The organism is Coprococcus sp. AF51-11b1, from assembly GCF_027682785.1.
GTDB classification, from domain to species: Bacteria; Bacillota; Clostridia; order Lachnospirales; family Lachnospiraceae; genus Allocoprococcus; species Allocoprococcus comes.
In genome coordinates this window covers 115,683-130,284 of record NZ_JAQCZB010000010.1, presented here as the reverse complement: position 1 = coordinate 130,284, position 14,602 = coordinate 115,683, and the positions used below count along the sequence as shown (strand labels likewise).

The 14,602-nt window shown below is 42.2% G+C and carries 14 protein-coding genes; 1 reads left to right on the top strand and 13 read right to left on the bottom strand.

The genetic code is table 11. From position 1 onward, the window contains the following. The 8 genes from PGY05_RS11035 to PGY05_RS11000 form a co-directional block, all read right to left on the bottom strand. A partial coding sequence (locus PGY05_RS11035) for a hypothetical protein (RefSeq protein WP_270475919.1) occupies window positions 1–551 on the bottom strand: 551 nt, incomplete at its 3' end. A 148-nt stretch (window positions 552–699) separates the two neighbouring features. Further along, on the bottom strand, window positions 700–2,139 hold the full coding sequence (locus tag PGY05_RS11030) for a peptide MFS transporter (protein ID WP_242856241.1): 1,440 nt from the start codon (window positions 2,137–2,139) through the stop codon (window positions 700–702). A 340-nt stretch (window positions 2,140–2,479) separates the two neighbouring features. Next, entirely contained in the window at window positions 2,480–2,911 is a 432-nt protein-coding gene (locus tag PGY05_RS11025; protein WP_008375501.1) for a putative ABC transporter permease, read from the bottom strand. Window positions 2,912–2,986: 75 nt separating this feature from the next. Beyond that, on the bottom strand, window positions 2,987–4,435 hold the full coding sequence (gene miaB, locus PGY05_RS11020; RefSeq protein WP_055260696.1) for a tRNA (N6-isopentenyl adenosine(37)-C2)-methylthiotransferase MiaB: 1,449 nt from the start codon (window positions 4,433–4,435) through the stop codon (window positions 2,987–2,989). Between the two features lie 15 nt (window positions 4,436–4,450). Further along, window positions 4,451–4,630 (bottom strand): DUF4250 domain-containing protein, encoded by a 180-nt coding sequence (locus tag PGY05_RS11015; RefSeq protein ID WP_022220898.1) that lies wholly within the window; start codon window positions 4,628–4,630, stop codon window positions 4,451–4,453. 17 nt (window positions 4,631–4,647) lie between these two features. Beyond that, entirely contained in the window at window positions 4,648–5,187 is a 540-nt protein-coding gene (locus PGY05_RS11010; RefSeq protein WP_008375346.1) for a DUF5662 family protein, read from the bottom strand. Beyond that, the gene (locus tag PGY05_RS11005) at window positions 5,184–6,905 is read right to left on the bottom strand and encodes an alpha-amylase family glycosyl hydrolase (protein ID WP_270475918.1); all 1,722 of its coding nucleotides are present in this window, start codon (window positions 6,903–6,905) and stop codon (window positions 5,184–5,186) included. Before PGY05_RS11005 ends, PGY05_RS11010 begins: the two co-directional genes overlap by 4 nt. Further along, window positions 6,896–7,888: a sugar ABC transporter substrate-binding protein gene (locus tag PGY05_RS11000; protein WP_173686605.1), complete on the bottom strand. Its 993-nt coding sequence runs from the start codon at window positions 7,886–7,888 to the stop codon at window positions 6,896–6,898. The genes PGY05_RS11005 and PGY05_RS11000 overlap by 10 nt, the downstream gene beginning before the upstream one ends. A gap of 129 nt (window positions 7,889–8,017) precedes the next feature. Here PGY05_RS11000 and PGY05_RS10995 point away from each other — a divergent pair, with 129 nt between their 5' ends. After that, window positions 8,018–8,332, top strand: a complete 315-nt coding sequence (locus PGY05_RS10995; protein WP_008375343.1) for a DUF1292 domain-containing protein — start codon at window positions 8,018–8,020, stop codon at window positions 8,330–8,332. On the opposite strand, the gene PGY05_RS10990 is transcribed toward PGY05_RS10995, so the two are convergent. From PGY05_RS10990 to grdD, 5 genes are all read right to left on the bottom strand, one after another. Continuing rightward, on the bottom strand, window positions 8,333–10,195 hold the full coding sequence (locus tag PGY05_RS10990; RefSeq protein WP_270475916.1) for an ATP-dependent helicase: 1,863 nt from the start codon (window positions 10,193–10,195) through the stop codon (window positions 8,333–8,335). It abuts the gene before it with no gap. A gap of 99 nt (window positions 10,196–10,294) precedes the next feature. After that, window positions 10,295–11,752: a glutamate--tRNA ligase gene (gene gltX / locus PGY05_RS10985; RefSeq protein WP_055157834.1), complete on the bottom strand. Its 1,458-nt coding sequence runs from the start codon at window positions 11,750–11,752 to the stop codon at window positions 10,295–10,297. 139 nt (window positions 11,753–11,891) lie between these two features. Further along, entirely contained in the window at window positions 11,892–12,416 is a 525-nt protein-coding gene (locus PGY05_RS10980; RefSeq protein ID WP_022220903.1) for a threonine/serine exporter family protein, read from the bottom strand. 18 nt (window positions 12,417–12,434) lie between these two features. Next, window positions 12,435–13,196, bottom strand: coding sequence for a threonine/serine exporter family protein (locus PGY05_RS10975; RefSeq protein ID WP_055157836.1), 762 nt, complete (start codon window positions 13,194–13,196; stop codon window positions 12,435–12,437). Window positions 13,197–13,442: 246 nt separating this feature from the next. Then, a complete protein-coding gene (grdD, locus tag PGY05_RS10970) occupies window positions 13,443–14,597 on the bottom strand; it encodes a glycine/sarcosine/betaine reductase complex component C subunit alpha (protein WP_008375325.1) in 1,155 nt (384 codons plus the stop codon). Window positions 14,598–14,602: the final 5 nt, after the last annotated feature.

The window sequence follows — 14,602 nt, the reverse complement described above, 5'->3', positions numbered from 1 at the left end:
TAACCATAAACGCTGCTGACATTTATACCAAGATTGCGGCAGCAGTCACTCAAATCATGATAAATACTATCCCGGAATACAAATGTTCTGGAATCTATTTTTTGTCCTTCCTGCTTTTCAATACGATTGATATAAAATTTCAAAGCTTCTTCTCTGGATATTCCGTGCCGTTTTGCGTATGCCGACACATAAGATGCATTGCATCCAAATGCTCTGCAACATGATGTAAATGTAATATATTCCTGTCCGCAGAAATATATTTTTCTTTTATTATGATAATTCAAATAGCTGGAAAGCGCATGCCGCAGCAGAAAATGCTTTCTTTTTGCATATCGCTGGACGCAGATCGGTTTAATCTCATATGCCATGCAGCATGCGGCGAAACTATCATAAGTCACATGGTTATATGTAAAACGATTATATTTATAATACTGATAATAATGGCTGAGCGCCTCCTCTTTTGATATTTTATTTTTCTGCAAATAAGTACATAGGGATTTATAGTTTATATTGTAATAATCGCAGCATTCTTTTAAATCTGTCCACCTCACTTTCCTCCTTTATTACAAAATATTGCAAAATGTTATAGAATTAAAAGGTCCTTGCCTGACATCTCTGCCTGACAAGGATCTTTTTTTGATACTTTTTATTACTTCTTCTTTAAGAAGACATTTATTAGATTTATTCTCGAGAAACTTCCTACGCTTCTCTTTCCATTCCCATTCCTTCTGCAAGCTTCTTGCTGAAAGCGAGTACGACTGCACCAAGGATAGCTACAACTGCACCGATTCCGATGAAGAACGGCACTTCGCTTCCTTCTTTATAGAAGTTAACGAGAATCATGTTAAGAGCAGCTCCTACTGACTGAGACATTGACCATACAGTCATCATCTGTGTTACAAAGGCTTTTGGTGCTGCTACTGCTGTAATGGAGTAACCGATCGGGCATGTAAATCCTTCAGCAAACATCAGTACTGCATAGAACAATACGATCCACCATGCATTTACTTTTGCATCGCCTGGGTAAATGATATAAAGGAGTGCAATGATCATTGCTCCAAGTCCCCACAAAATCGTTCCGAATCCCATCTTCGTTGTTCCGAATGGCTGTTTCTTGCCAAGTTTTGTCCAAAGCATGGTAAGAAAACTACCGAAGCAAACCGCAAAGATTGCCGGGATTGTCTGGAATGAAGCTGCCGGAATTTCTACTCCGAAGATCACACGGTTTACTTTTTCTTCATAGAAGATAGCAAGGATTGAAATTGTCTGTGTCCAGATCAAAAGTGTAACGGCGTTACAGATAAATGGTGGAAGCAGACAAAGTACTTTCTTTTTCTCGTGCTTTTCTGTCTTCTTGCTGGAATAGATGAAGACAAGATAAGCAAGCGGGATAAAGATGGAAATAGTACTTACTACGTTTGCAAAGGAAGATATTTTCAGCTTTCCGGTTGCAAATGAAACTGCTAAAACTGTTCCTACGATAGCAACAACAATAAGCATTTTTACAACAAAAGAACGTTTCTTATCTGCCGGAAGCGGATCATCCGGTTCCAGACCGATATTTCCGAAGAATTTTTTGTAAGTAGCAATATAAGCAACAGTACCTAAGAATGAGAGAACTGCTGATAATGCGAATGCTGCGTGATATCCGCATTTCGCTGCGATTACACCTGCAAGGGCCGGAGCTGCTGCACCGATATTGGAAATTACGTAAGAAATTGTGAAAGCACTGTCACGTCTTCCATCGTTCTCATCGTAGAATTTACCGATCAGAGTTTCGATACATCTTCCTGCGAAGAGTGAACCGAATACCATACATCCCATAGCAGCTGCATATCCAACTACCCCAAGTGGAAATGCAAGCAAGGTATAACCGATAAATCCGGTAACTCTGGCTACAAGCAGTGACCTACGACATCCAAGAATACGGTCGCAGACATAGCTTCCGATGATGGTTGTCATTCCGACTACAGTTGCATATAAAGAAATCAACTGTGCTGCATCTGCTTTATCGAATCCAAGACCTGCAGGTGCATTTGCATACAGGTAATAGATCATTACGGCATTCATTGCATAGTTTGAAAAAGACGAACAAAGCTGTACAAAGCTGAGAGTCCCCACCCCCCTAGGCTGACCCAAAAACGCGGTCTCCTTTTTTAAGGCTTCATCATATTGATTCATTTTTAGTTTTCCTCCAAATAACATATACTTCTCATTCAATAAAAAACAGTTTATATTTTCCCCGATTTTTCCTGCTGCCCTCCTTTTTCCATGATTATATTCACTTGTTTTTTATCTTGAACCTTTCTTGTATCTTACTTAATTTTCCTAGAATTGTCAACATTTTACATTTAACAAAATGCATTTATGCTCATTTTTGTAACCATCCACAAAAAAAGATGAAAAGAGTTTGGTTTCCCACGACTCTTTTCATCTTAATTTCATCATTTTTCACATATAAAAAATGCTTAAGTCCCTTTTACAACACATGAAACTCCGGCTTTTCCTCCCCATATACGCCCCAGAGCACCACTCCTCCAAGCACGATCGCAAGGCATAAAAGTCCTGAAAACATCACCATAAATGGCAGGCAGATCTGGCCACACAGCTGGAACGGCTGATCCCGGTAATCCCAGATCCCGATCTTCAGCCATTTATTACAGATAATCCCCGTCATAAATTCCAGGGATGTCAGGAAAAGCACTGCCCGGATAATCTGAATCCACATCGGCTCAGACCAGTGCATTACCTCGCCCTGAAAACTGCAAAATGTCAATGCAACTCCCCCAAGCACAAACATAGTCCAATGAGAAAATCCACGAAACCAGATCTCGATCAGATAATAGGTGCTTCCCCCTGCTGCTATCAGAAAGACTATCTCACTTACCCTTTTACTCACTCTTTTCACCATAAAAAACGCCCTCACTATGCAAATCTCTTACATAGCATGAGCGTTTCTTTTGGATTTTATCACAAATCATTGGATTTATTTACAGAGTTCTCCCATATAATAGAAGCCTTTTGCCTCTTTTAAGTAAACTGTCACGATCTTACCGATCATGCTTTCATCTCCTGGGAAATGTACCAGGAGGTTGTTGCTCATTCGTCCTGTCACCAATGACGGATCATGATCATTGACACTTTCTACCAGCACATCCTGTGTGGTTCCCTGATGTACAGAGCATACTTCCGCCGAAATCTGCTGCACCTCTTTTAAAAGACGTTCAAAACGGTCTTTTACCACGTCGTCAGGAACCTGATCTTCCATTGCTGCCGCAGGGGTTCCTGTTCTCTTGGAATAGATAAAAGTAAAGGCACTGTCATAACGCACCTGTCTTACAATATCCAGAGTATCCTGGAAATCTTCCTCTGTCTCCCCAGGGAATCCGACGATAATATCCGTTGTAAGAGAAATATCCGGCACTGCTTCGCGGATCTTTCTTACCACCTCAAGATAATGCTCCTTGGTGTAATGGCGGTTCATCTTCTGCAGGATCCTGCTGCTTCCTGACTGAACCGGAAGATGCAGATGCTTGCAGATTTTCTTGGAATGTGCCATTACATCAATTAGTTCATCTGATAAATCCTTTGGATGGGAAGTCATAAAGCGGATTCTCTCCAGTCCTTCAATCTTCTCAATCTCCTGAAGAAGCTGTGCAAATGTCATCGGCTCTTCCAGATTCTTTCCATAAGAGTTTACATTCTGACCAAGGAGCATAACTTCTACCACACCATCTGCCACAAGTCCTTCAATCTCGCGAATGATATCTTTTGGATTACGGCTTCTCTCACGTCCACGCACATACGGTACGATACAGTAGCTGCAGAAATTGTTACATCCGAACATGATGTTAACACCGGATTTGAAGGAAAATTTACGTTCGCTCGGAAGATCCTCCACAATCTTATCGGTATCCTTCCAGATATCGATCACCATTCTCTCAGATTCAAATCTTGTCACAATCAGTTCTGCAAATTTATAAATATTGTGAGTTCCAAAGATCAGGTCAACAAACCGATAGCTCTTCTTGATCTTCTCTACAACAGTCGGTTCCTGCATCATACATCCGCAGAGTCCGATGAACATATGCGGATTCTTTTTCTTCTTTGCACCAAGCTGTCCCAGACGTCCGTAAACACGCAGATTCGCATTTTCACGGACAGTACAGGTGTTGTAGATAACGAAGTCTGCTTTCTCTTCATCCGGCTCTTCCTTGTATCCGATCAGTTCCAGAACACCGACCAGCTTTTCGGAGTCACGAGCGTTCATCTGACAACCGAAAGTCGTCACGCAAAAAGTCAGATCTCTTCCGATCTCCTGTGCTTTTTCGCTTACATACTTCCGCGCTTTGGCAATGTAATAGTACTGTCTCTCCGGCTCGGTGACCGGAGCTTCTTTGGTAAGATCTATTGCATCAAAATCAATATTATTCATATGTTATTAACCTCTCTATACAAACTGGTTCAGCCCTGCATCATATTCATAATCAATGGATGCCAGTTTCTCTGTCAGTTCTTTTTTCTCAATCTGCATCTCCTGGCAAAGAGTATCCAGATCTGTATAAAAATCCCGTAATTTTGTATTAACCACACTCAGAAGGATCATTGGATCCTTTGGTAAATCTGCCATGTTTTTATCCTCTTTTTCTAATAATCTCTCGTTTTCAACACGGTATTTCGGATATAATCAAAAGTTTTCTCTTCCCCGTCTGCCGCGAGCATATAGAGAAGTTCTTCCAGAAGTGCCCTGGTATCCTTATGCATCCAGTCCCCTGCAATACCGTGAAGATAATATTCAAGCGGTGACGTATCCGTGTATTTATCTTTCATATAAATCTTGGATGCTGCGATCCGGTCCATTAACATCTCGACCACATACTTTTTGGGCATCTTCATCCCGGTAAGCATTGGTTCCCCTTCCAGTCCGTAGTCAATCCAGTATTCATAATGATGTTTATTGCGCCCTTTATGGTGCAGCCATGCCGAAGAATAGCCCTTTTCTTCTCTTTCTGCGTTATTCGGACTCCGGTTTCCCTGGAAATACCTGCACCCAACCCAGAACTCCGCCGGAGAGTACTTCGACATATCATGCAAAAGTCCCTGTCTGTAAAGTCCTACCTTAAAGCAGTTCTTCATAACCAGATATTTGTGATGTGTTATGGTGCAAAAATGTTTCCAGATTTTCATTCTTTAGCCTGCCTTCCAACAAAAACTTTGATCGTTCGCTCCTCCAGCTGAACCTTCTTATCTTTTACCGGAACTGCTTCTTTTTCATCCAGGACTCCTTCTTTTGTCCCTGCTATGCACACCCATTCCATTCCTTTTGGAAGGGAAGGAAGTGCAAATGAATGAGAAAGCCAGTGCATATTATATGCAATATAAAAGTCCTTCTCTGTACTTTCTTCATGATAGAATACACCAAGCTGTCTGCTTGCACGCCCTGCCGGCATCTGCCACGCATCCTCCCCATGATAGGAAATCTGAGGGATTCCGCTTCTGCCCATCGTGTCTTCTGATTTTTTCGCAATCTGCTTCATGCAGGCTTTGCGAAGTGCAATCAGTCGACATACAAATGTATATAATTCTTCCTGTCTGGAAAGCTGGTTCCAGTCAAGCCATGATATCAGATTATCCTGACAGTATGCATTATTATTTCCTTTCTGGGTATTCATAAATTCATCCCCGGAAAGGATACACGGCATTCCCTGTGCAAATAAAAGTAAAAAGAACGCATTAAATATCTGATTCTTCCGCAACTCGTTAACCGCCTTTTTCCGGCTGTTCCCTTCTGCCCCACAGTTCCAGCTGTAATTGTAATCCGGACCATCCAGATTATTCTCACCATTTGCTTCGTTGTGCTTTCCATCATAGGAAACTACATCACAGAGCGTAAATCCGTTGTGGCTTGCAATATAATTATACAGCTGTGTATCCTGATTCTTCAGCTGGCAGATCACATCCCAGATCATGCCCTCATCTCCCTTTAAGAAACGGCGCATCACATTCTGGAATCCGTCTTCTTTTTTGAGGATCTTACTTTTCGCAAGCACAGGATCCTTTGCAAGTTCATCCGGATTGCAGATATATGGATTCACAATAAATCCATCCACATGATACTGCATCACCCAGTAACGCAGACAATCTAAAATCAGAGAAAACGTAGTTCCTTCTGTGAAAGGCATCTCAAGAATAACTTCAATCCCCGCAAGATGCATCTGACGAACAAGTGACTTCATCTCATTCACCGGATCTCCTGCCGCATATGATGCTTTTGGTGCAAAGAAATATGCTTTTCCATATCCCCAGTAATTCACATGCCTCTGATTCTCATCAAATTCATAAACCGGCATCAGATGGATCTGGTTAATCCCCAATTTTTGAAGATAGGGCAGTTTCTCCGTAACTCCGTCAAACGTTCCTTTGTGTGCGACTCCGGACGAACTGTGTTTTGTAAATCCACGGACATGAAGACTGTAGGCGATCACATCTTCCTTTTTCAGATGCGGAAATTGCGACTTTTCCCAGTCAAATGTATCTGTTACGATCCGGGTACGCAGTTTTCTCTTTTCCTTTCCCTTTGACACAGACCAGTGTTCTCTGCCTGAAAATGCTTTTCCATATGGATCCGGAACTATCTTTCCACCGATTTTATAACAATATTCATAATCTTCCGGTTGTTCCAGCACAACGGAGAGAAAGTGCAGATTTCCTGCCACATCAGAGTATGGCATCTCCTGTGAAAATGCTGAAGCCCTGGCACCTTTTTTATAAATGATCAGTTCACATGTCTGTCCTTCCGGAACTGCTACCGAAAAATTCACTGTCTGTCCTTCCACAGTACATCCCTGTGGAAACGGAAATCCCACTGCTGTCTTCATATCCACTGTTCCCCCTGTTACTGCCATCCATCAACTCCATACATATCTACATTCGAGGCATCAATAAAACATACATCCAGATACGTTGTCTTTTCATAATCATCCCCGTTTAAAATAGCAAAACCGATTTTGGCCGATTCTTTTCCGAGTTTGATCGGTGATTGCGCACTTGTTCCGCGAATCAGGGAATCCGTCTTCTGAAGTTCTTTTTTCAGATCCGGAGAACCATCTACCCCGTAAATCTTTACATCAGTAAGACCGGCTGTTCTTGCTGCAACCAGTGCCCCAAGCGCAATCTGGTCGTTCCCGCACATTACTGCCGTAACATCCTTATTCTCTGCAAAAATCTTGTTAGATGCTTCTCTTGCCTCGTTCAAATCTCCACTGACATCTGCTCTTCCTACAATCTCAAATCCCTTTCCGGCAATTGCTTCCTCAAAGCCTGTAATTCTCTCTACAATAGAATTCTGTGTAAGACCTTCAAGAATTACAATCTTTCCACCATCCGGACTCTGCTGTATCAGATCTTCTCCACAAAGCTGTCCGGCAGCTTTATTATCCGAACCAATATAGGCATCAATATAATCCGTATCCTTAACTTCCGTATCAATATTGATGATCTTAACATCGGCTTCCTTAAGCTCTTCCAGAGCAGGTGTGATCGCATCTCTTGATACCGGACACAGAAAAATGGCATCCAGTCCGTCTTTGATCATCTGATGGATCTGCTCGATCTGGGTGTCTACATTCAGTGCCGGATCTTTTGTCACCAGCGTACTTCCCTGTGCTTCGACTGCTTCTCTCAGTGCCTGCTCAAGTGTAATATAGTATGGATTTTCCATGGTAATACAACTAAATCCAAAACGATAGCTTTTTGCCTCTTCCTTGCTGTCATCGTCCTCTTCTGCTATTGCATTGTCCTGGCTTGTCCCAACATTCTTCTTACAGCCTGCAGTCATGCCAATACAGAGAACCATCACAAGAAAGATAGAAAAAATCTTTTTCTTCATATAGATAAACCTCCCTGAAACCTTTCTTTTATTGTATCTTTTTTACCGCTAATGTCAATACTTTTCCCCTTGCAAATATCCCCATACTCTGTTAGAGTGATAGTATCAGATTGAAAGGAGAACTGAACAATGGAAAAGGAACATAATCTGCTTGAATCCGATGTTGTCACACTGACACTTGATGACGATGTGGAAATCGAATGCGCCATTATCACAACTTTTAATATGGATTCTACCGAATACATTGCACTTCTTCCGCTTGATGAAGACGGTGGAAATGAGGACGGAGACGTATGGATCTATCGCTTTATCCGTGATACCACAGGCGGCTCCGATCATGATCTTCAGAATATCGAAGATGATGATGAGTATGACCGCGCTGCGGATAAGTTTGATGAATGGCTTGATACACAGGAATTTGAAGGCTTTGATATTGAAGAATAATTATTTTATTCTCTGACCTAAAAGCTCTTCCACAAAACGGGACGGTTTGATACTGTTCCCGTTTTTTTGTGTAATATAGGAAATACAGAGATTATTCTTCGCACGGGTTAGTGCTACATAAAAAAGTCTTCTCTCTTCTTCAATCTCGTCTTTCTTTTCTGCCTTCTGATGCGGAATCTCACCCTCATTGGCATGGATCACAAATACATCCTCAAATTCCAGTCCTTTCGCTGAATGGATCGTCATCAGCTGTACCTTATTCTCCCGCTCTCCTTTGATCTTCCTTGCCTTTGCCTGCTGTTCTTCCAGCTCCTGCGTATATTTTGCAATATGGATTTCCCATTCATCATAGGATTTGAAGTTTTTACTCCTCTCCTCAAGCTCTGCCATCACATCCATCAGCTGCTTCCACGAAATCTGATGTTTTTCGGCATATTCTTTCAGGAAATCATCATATCCGATCTTTTTTCGGATATACTGGATTGCCGCATAAGGTGCCATATTCTTCATCATACGGACATCCACATCAAACTGGTCAATAATATCCAGCATCCAGTCCTTATCGCAATAAAATTTACGCAGATCCTCAAAATTTACCTGCCGGTTCTCCATACTGTTCCGTGCCAGATACCTGAGTGGTCGGTTACAGATCGTCAGGAAAAGCGACCTGTCCCGCTTTCCTGCTGCCAACTGCAGATATGCCATCATATCTTTTACAATAAAATGCCTGTAAAAATTGGTCACATAATCTCGCATTTCAAACGGGATACGGTGTTCGCTTAATATTTCCGAAATCATTCGCGCCTGGACTGCTGCCCGGAAAAGTACAGCAATTTCTCCCGGCTTTATTCCCTGGTCCAGTTTTTTCTGGATCTCTTCCGTTACATACTGCGCCTCTTCCTGTTCATCCAGGACTTCCTGCACATGAACATTCTGTCCTCTTCCCCGAAATGACTGTACACGCTTGTAAAAACGGGTATCATTATGCAAAATCACTCTTGTCGCTGCTCCGGTAATAAATTCGGTAGAACGATAATTCACCGTCAGCGAAATGGTCCGAAGTGACGGGAATTCCTGCTTCATATAAAGCATCAGCTCCGGCTTTGCTCCACGAAATCCATAAATGGACTGATCATCATCCCCGACTACAAACAAATTGTACCTCGGTGCTGCAAGCATCCGGATCACTTCATACTGCACACGGTTGATATCCTGGAATTCATCGATCAGGATATACTGAAAACGCTTCTGCCATCCTTGCAGAATCTCCGGCTTTTTCCGGAAAAGTGCATAACACTGTACCAGCATATCATCAAAATCAAATTTTTTCAGTTCTTTTTTCTGATGCTCATAGCTGCGGAACACTTCTGCAAACTCATCTTGTGTAAGATACTTACTGTGAAAATCTTTCAGATGATAAAGTCCGTTCTTTACCATGCCGACTTCCCGCAGAAGTTCTCTCACCAGTTCCTCTTCATCTTCTACTTCAGGTGTTGATTCGATATTGGTCTGGTCTAAGACCTCCTGTAAAAGTACAGAGGACTCTTTTTCAGACATCAGATTATTCGCACCAATCCCATAGGCACATTTTAGAATCCCATAAAAAATACTGTGAAAGGTTCCAAACGTTACCGGATAATTTTTTCCGGCAGTCAGCCTTTCAAAACGTTCTTTCATTTCACGTGCTGCATATCTTGTAAAAGTAATTACAAGAATCTGATCCGGGCGTACTCCACTCTCCTCGATCAGATAACGGGTACGTTCTGTGACAATAAGCGTCTTTCCCGAACCCGGAGGTGCCAGCACCATACACGGTCCATTCCCGTGCTTTATCGCTTCATCCTGTCCTCTGTTTAGTTTCATGAACTCCCCTTCTCATATGTAATACAACAGAACGGATTCCTCTTCCGCATTACGCGAAAAAAGAAATCCGTCCCCCATGCATACTTTTATATCTGTATATTACCTGCTTAATAATTCTATTGCATTCTTGATTCTTTCTACAGATTCTGCCTTACCAAGAACTTCCATGATTTCAGTCGCTCCACCCGGAGTATTCTGCTTTCCTGAAACTGCAGTTCTTACCGGCCACATCACATATCCGTTCTTATAACCTTTTTCTTCTGCAAATCCCTTCAGCAGCCCGAATAATGCGTCATTACTGTAATCATCCCATGCTTCCAGTCTTGGAAGAATTTCTTTTAATACTTCCAGAGAAGTCTCTTCGTTAGTCTTCATCTTCTTATGGCAATACATTGCAGTATCATATTCCGGAACAGCTTCAAAAAAATCAATCTGGTCTTTGATATCCGGAAGGATTTCGATACGGCTCTTGATCAGAGACGCAATCTTTTTCAGATCATAATCCTTTGTGATCACTTTCTTGATATACGGCTCTGCAAGTTCATAGAATTTATCAAAATCCATAGCCTTCAGATATTCCCCGTTCATCCACTTCAGCTTATTGATATCAAATACAGCCGGTGATTTGCTCATATGATGATAGTCAAATGCTTCAACAAGTTCCGGCAGTGAGAAGATCTCTCTGTTATCCTGCGGACACCATCCAAGAAGTGCCACATAATTTACAATTGCTTCACTTACAAATCCCTGATCCAGAAGATCTTCGTAAGAAGAATGTCCACATCTCTTGCTGAGCTTTTTGTGGTTCTCATCTGTAATCAGCGGGCAATGTACATAGACCGGTACTTCCCATCCAAATGCTTCGTAAAGACGGTTGTACTTCGGTGCTGAAGAAAGATATTCATTTCCTCGGACAACGTGTGTAATATTCATCAAATGATCATCAATAACGTTCGCAAAATTATAGGTCGGATATCCGTCTGATTTGATCAGGATCATATCATCCAGTTCCGCATTCGGAACGGTAATATCTCCATAAATTTCATCATGGAAAGTTGTGGTTCCCTCTGTCGGCATATTGATACGGACAACATATGGCTTTCCGGCTGCAAGGTTTGCTTCTATCTCTTCTTTACTCAGATGCAGACAATGCTTGTCATAATTCACAATCTGTGTTCCATCCTCTGATACAGAAGTCTTCAAAGATTCCAGACGTTCTTTATCACAGAAACAGTAGTATGCATCTCCCTGTTCAATTAACTGCTTAGCATACTTCATGTAAATTCCTGAAGCCTGTCTTTCACTCTGAACGTATGGTCCGACACCGCCATCTTTATCTGGGCCTTCATCATGAACAAGGCCTGTCTTCTCCAGTGTTCTGTAAATAATATCCAATGCACCTTCTACATATCTTTCCTGATCTGTATCTTCAATACGGAGCATAAAATCTCCGCCTTCATGTTTTGCGATCAGGTATGCATATAATGCAGTACGCAAATTACCGACATGCATTCTACCTGTCGGACTAGGTGCAAATCTTGTTCTGACTTTTTTCATTTTAGTGTTCCTCTCTTTAACTTCTGTTTTATTTTCACTGTGAAAATAGACTATTCACAGTTCTCTATGACATTCTAATATATGTTCATCTTTATAATACTAACACATTCCCTTTTTTACTTCAAGCATTCCGAAGCCACTATTTTTCCCGTTTTTCTGTATTTTGCGGTTCCTCAGCTCCAGGAACGATCTTTCGGACGTACTTCATGGAATTCTGCTTCCACTCACTCTTCTGAAAAGCCTGGAAAAAGGTATCCACGACAAAAATTGCAAGAGAGATCACGCCTGCGATCTCCAATGTCTGGATCAGATAAAATTCGGACATCGCCTCGTTCCCGTCGATCAGATAATGAACCGTCTGGTACATCCCGTTTCCGGGAACAGTCGGAAGAACCCCGGCAATCAGAAACAACGTAACCGGTGTCTTATAAACTCTCGCAAAAATATGCGAAACAACTGCAGCTGCAACTGCTGAATATAAAGATGCCATCATATCTCCTCTGCCAAAATGTATTGCAAGCAAATAAACAAATCCACCAATTGCTCCTACAATACCAGCCTGAAGAACAAAGCGGCGCGGAACCTGAAGGAGAACCGCAAAACTGTAAATAGACAAAAACGCTCCAAATACCCGGATGATCATTTCAAAAACCGTACTGTTCATTTTTTGCTCTCCTTCCTGCTAAAAAATCTTTGTGCAAAGCGCCAGCCCAATACCAATTCCAATTGCAATCCCAAGTGCTTTTAAGAAAGCTTCCATCACTCTTGCACCACCGGAAAGATAATCCCCCCGCAAGGTATCCCTGACAGCATTGGTGATTGCCATTCCCGGTACAAGAGGCATGAAACTTCCTATCATAACAGTATCCATATTCATCTGATCACCCAGACCTTCTTTTAGAAGGCAGCAGGCAAATGCAACACCAAATCCTGCGAAAATATCTTGAATAAATGGGTGAAATTTCAGATCCTGTCCCGCTGATACAAAGGCAACAAGAAAAAGTCCTACAATGATGGCTGCCCCGGTATCTGCAATGGATCCACCAAAAAAAATTGTAAATCCCACACCAACCCCCATCATTGCCAGGTTAGTTGTCTTGCGGCTGAACTCGAACTGTTTTAACGTCGAAAGCTTCTCATATGCCTGCTCTAGTGTCAGATCATCTCCACAATACTGCCTGGAAATCTCATTAACATCTACGACGAGCTTTAGATTGGTATCCCGTTCTTCTACTCTCTTTGTAACAGTAACTGCCTTTTCGTTCTCCAGTTTGATCGTCGCGGAAATTCCGGTCATGATCACCAGAACTTCTGCCATCTCGATGTGATCCGCCGTCTTCAGTATATGATGCATGGTATCTTCCACACGATACGTTTCCGCTCCGCTTCGTAGCATTATTTCACCGGCAAGCATCGCCGTTTTCAGTAATAATTGCGTATCCATGACTTTCTCCCTCTCACTTTTTCGGATTTATAACTGTCATGATACTATTTCCTATTCTAAAAATCAACCAAAAATTTTTCGTACACAAAACAGTACAATCATTACCGTTCACAGTATCTGTGACAAATAATGTATAATCTTTCTGCAAAAACAGTTTTTCGCAAGGAAAAAGGCTTCCCGGTCTTATGACCGGAAAGCCCATCTTCCTGAATTAGAGTGAGAGTGTTTATAAAAAGGCAGATTTTATTAGTTAATATATCCGCTCTTTTTCAGTTCTTCCTCAGCTTTTGCGAGGTTTGCGTCTGATACACGGATGATTGGTCCGGTGCATCCCATTCCGCTTTCTGCGTAAATACCGAGTTTCCACAGTACTTTAACTGCGTCTTCCAGATCCATAACTTCAATACCTGGAATCTGTGCTGTAACGACTTCCTTCGGTGGCTCTTTTACTTCTTCTTCAGCCGCTGCCGGTTTCTGAGAAGCTTTGTGCTCATCAAGGATTTCTTTTAATCCAGCTTTCTTAACAGCTGCAAATTCTTCTTTCGCTACTTCAAATACTTTTCCTCTTACCAGCTGTGCTGCGTAACGGATTGCATTTGCGATAACCGGTGCTCCGGATGCTCTGGATACGATCATGACAAGCTGTTCATATCCTTCTCCGATTCCTGGTCCATATCCAAATCCTGTAGCTTCAAAGCTTCCGCCTGTTGTGAAAGAAGAAAGCATTTTCACCATGATATTTCCTGTGAGGGAATCTGTTACCATGATGTCCGGGGATGCCTGAAGGACGTCATTTCCTCTCATAACGCATCCGCCATCTGCTCTTCCTGATTCTGCAAATTCGATCGGATACCCGTTCTCCTGCAGTTTCTTCAGAGCTTTCTCTGTCTGACGTGCACCGTCTACATTCAGGATACCAACGGTCGGATTCTTCTTGCCACAAGCTTTTGCAGCGATGATTCCGTAGATCGCATTTTTGATCATTCCTTCAATACGGTCTGTGCTGGATGTTCCTGTTGTATTAGCGATGAACATTTCTTTTGCAGTTGCCGGTGTTACACAGCGTCCTACTGTAGATACACCGATCGGGAATGGGAAGTGCATGGTTACTGCTGCATCTACTTCTCCATTCTTCAGCATTTCTTCCATCTTATCATGACCTTCTTCATCGTTAGCCACTTTAACAGTTGTAACGCCTTCTGCTTCTAATGTTCCGATATAATATACATCAATTCCGTCTTTTGCCGCTTCAATTGCCGCTGCCATAGAGTTTTCTTCTCCATGTTCGCTTCCCATTCCGGTCAGTGCAACTTTCGGGCGCTTTCCGAAGCTTCCTGTCTCCAGTCCCTGCGCCATCTCCATAAAGGTGTCGGCAATCATTCTTTCAATACTATTTGCCATTTTGT

Coding starts and splice junctions, on each gene's coding strand:
- PGY05_RS11025 (WP_008375501.1), bottom strand. CDS start 2,911: ATGGTGAAAAGAGTGAGTAAAAGGGTAAGTGAGATAGTCTTTCTGATA.
- miaB (WP_055260696.1), bottom strand. CDS start 4,435: ATGAATAATATTGATTTTGATGCAATAGATCTTACCAAAGAAGCTCCG.
- PGY05_RS11015 (WP_022220898.1), bottom strand. CDS start 4,630: ATGGCAGATTTACCAAAGGATCCAATGATCCTTCTGAGTGTGGTTAAT.
- PGY05_RS11010 (WP_008375346.1), bottom strand. CDS start 5,187: ATGAAAATCTGGAAACATTTTTGCACCATAACACATCACAAATATCTG.
- PGY05_RS11005 (WP_270475918.1), bottom strand. CDS start 6,905: ATGGCAGTAACAGGGGGAACAGTGGATATGAAGACAGCAGTGGGATTT.
- PGY05_RS11000 (WP_173686605.1), bottom strand. CDS start 7,888: ATGAAGAAAAAGATTTTTTCTATCTTTCTTGTGATGGTTCTCTGTATT.
- PGY05_RS10995 (WP_008375343.1), top strand. CDS start 8,018: ATGGAAAAGGAACATAATCTGCTTGAATCCGATGTTGTCACACTGACA.
- PGY05_RS10990 (WP_270475916.1), bottom strand. CDS start 10,195: ATGAAACTAAACAGAGGACAGGATGAAGCGATAAAGCACGGGAATGGA.
- gltX (WP_055157834.1), bottom strand. CDS start 11,752: ATGAAAAAAGTCAGAACAAGATTTGCACCTAGTCCGACAGGTAGAATG.
- PGY05_RS10980 (WP_022220903.1), bottom strand. CDS start 12,416: ATGAACAGTACGGTTTTTGAAATGATCATCCGGGTATTTGGAGCGTTT.
- PGY05_RS10975 (WP_055157836.1), bottom strand. CDS start 13,196: ATGGATACGCAATTATTACTGAAAACGGCGATGCTTGCCGGTGAAATA.
- grdD (WP_008375325.1), bottom strand. CDS start 14,597: ATGGCAAATAGTATTGAAAGAATGATTGCCGACACCTTTATGGAGATG.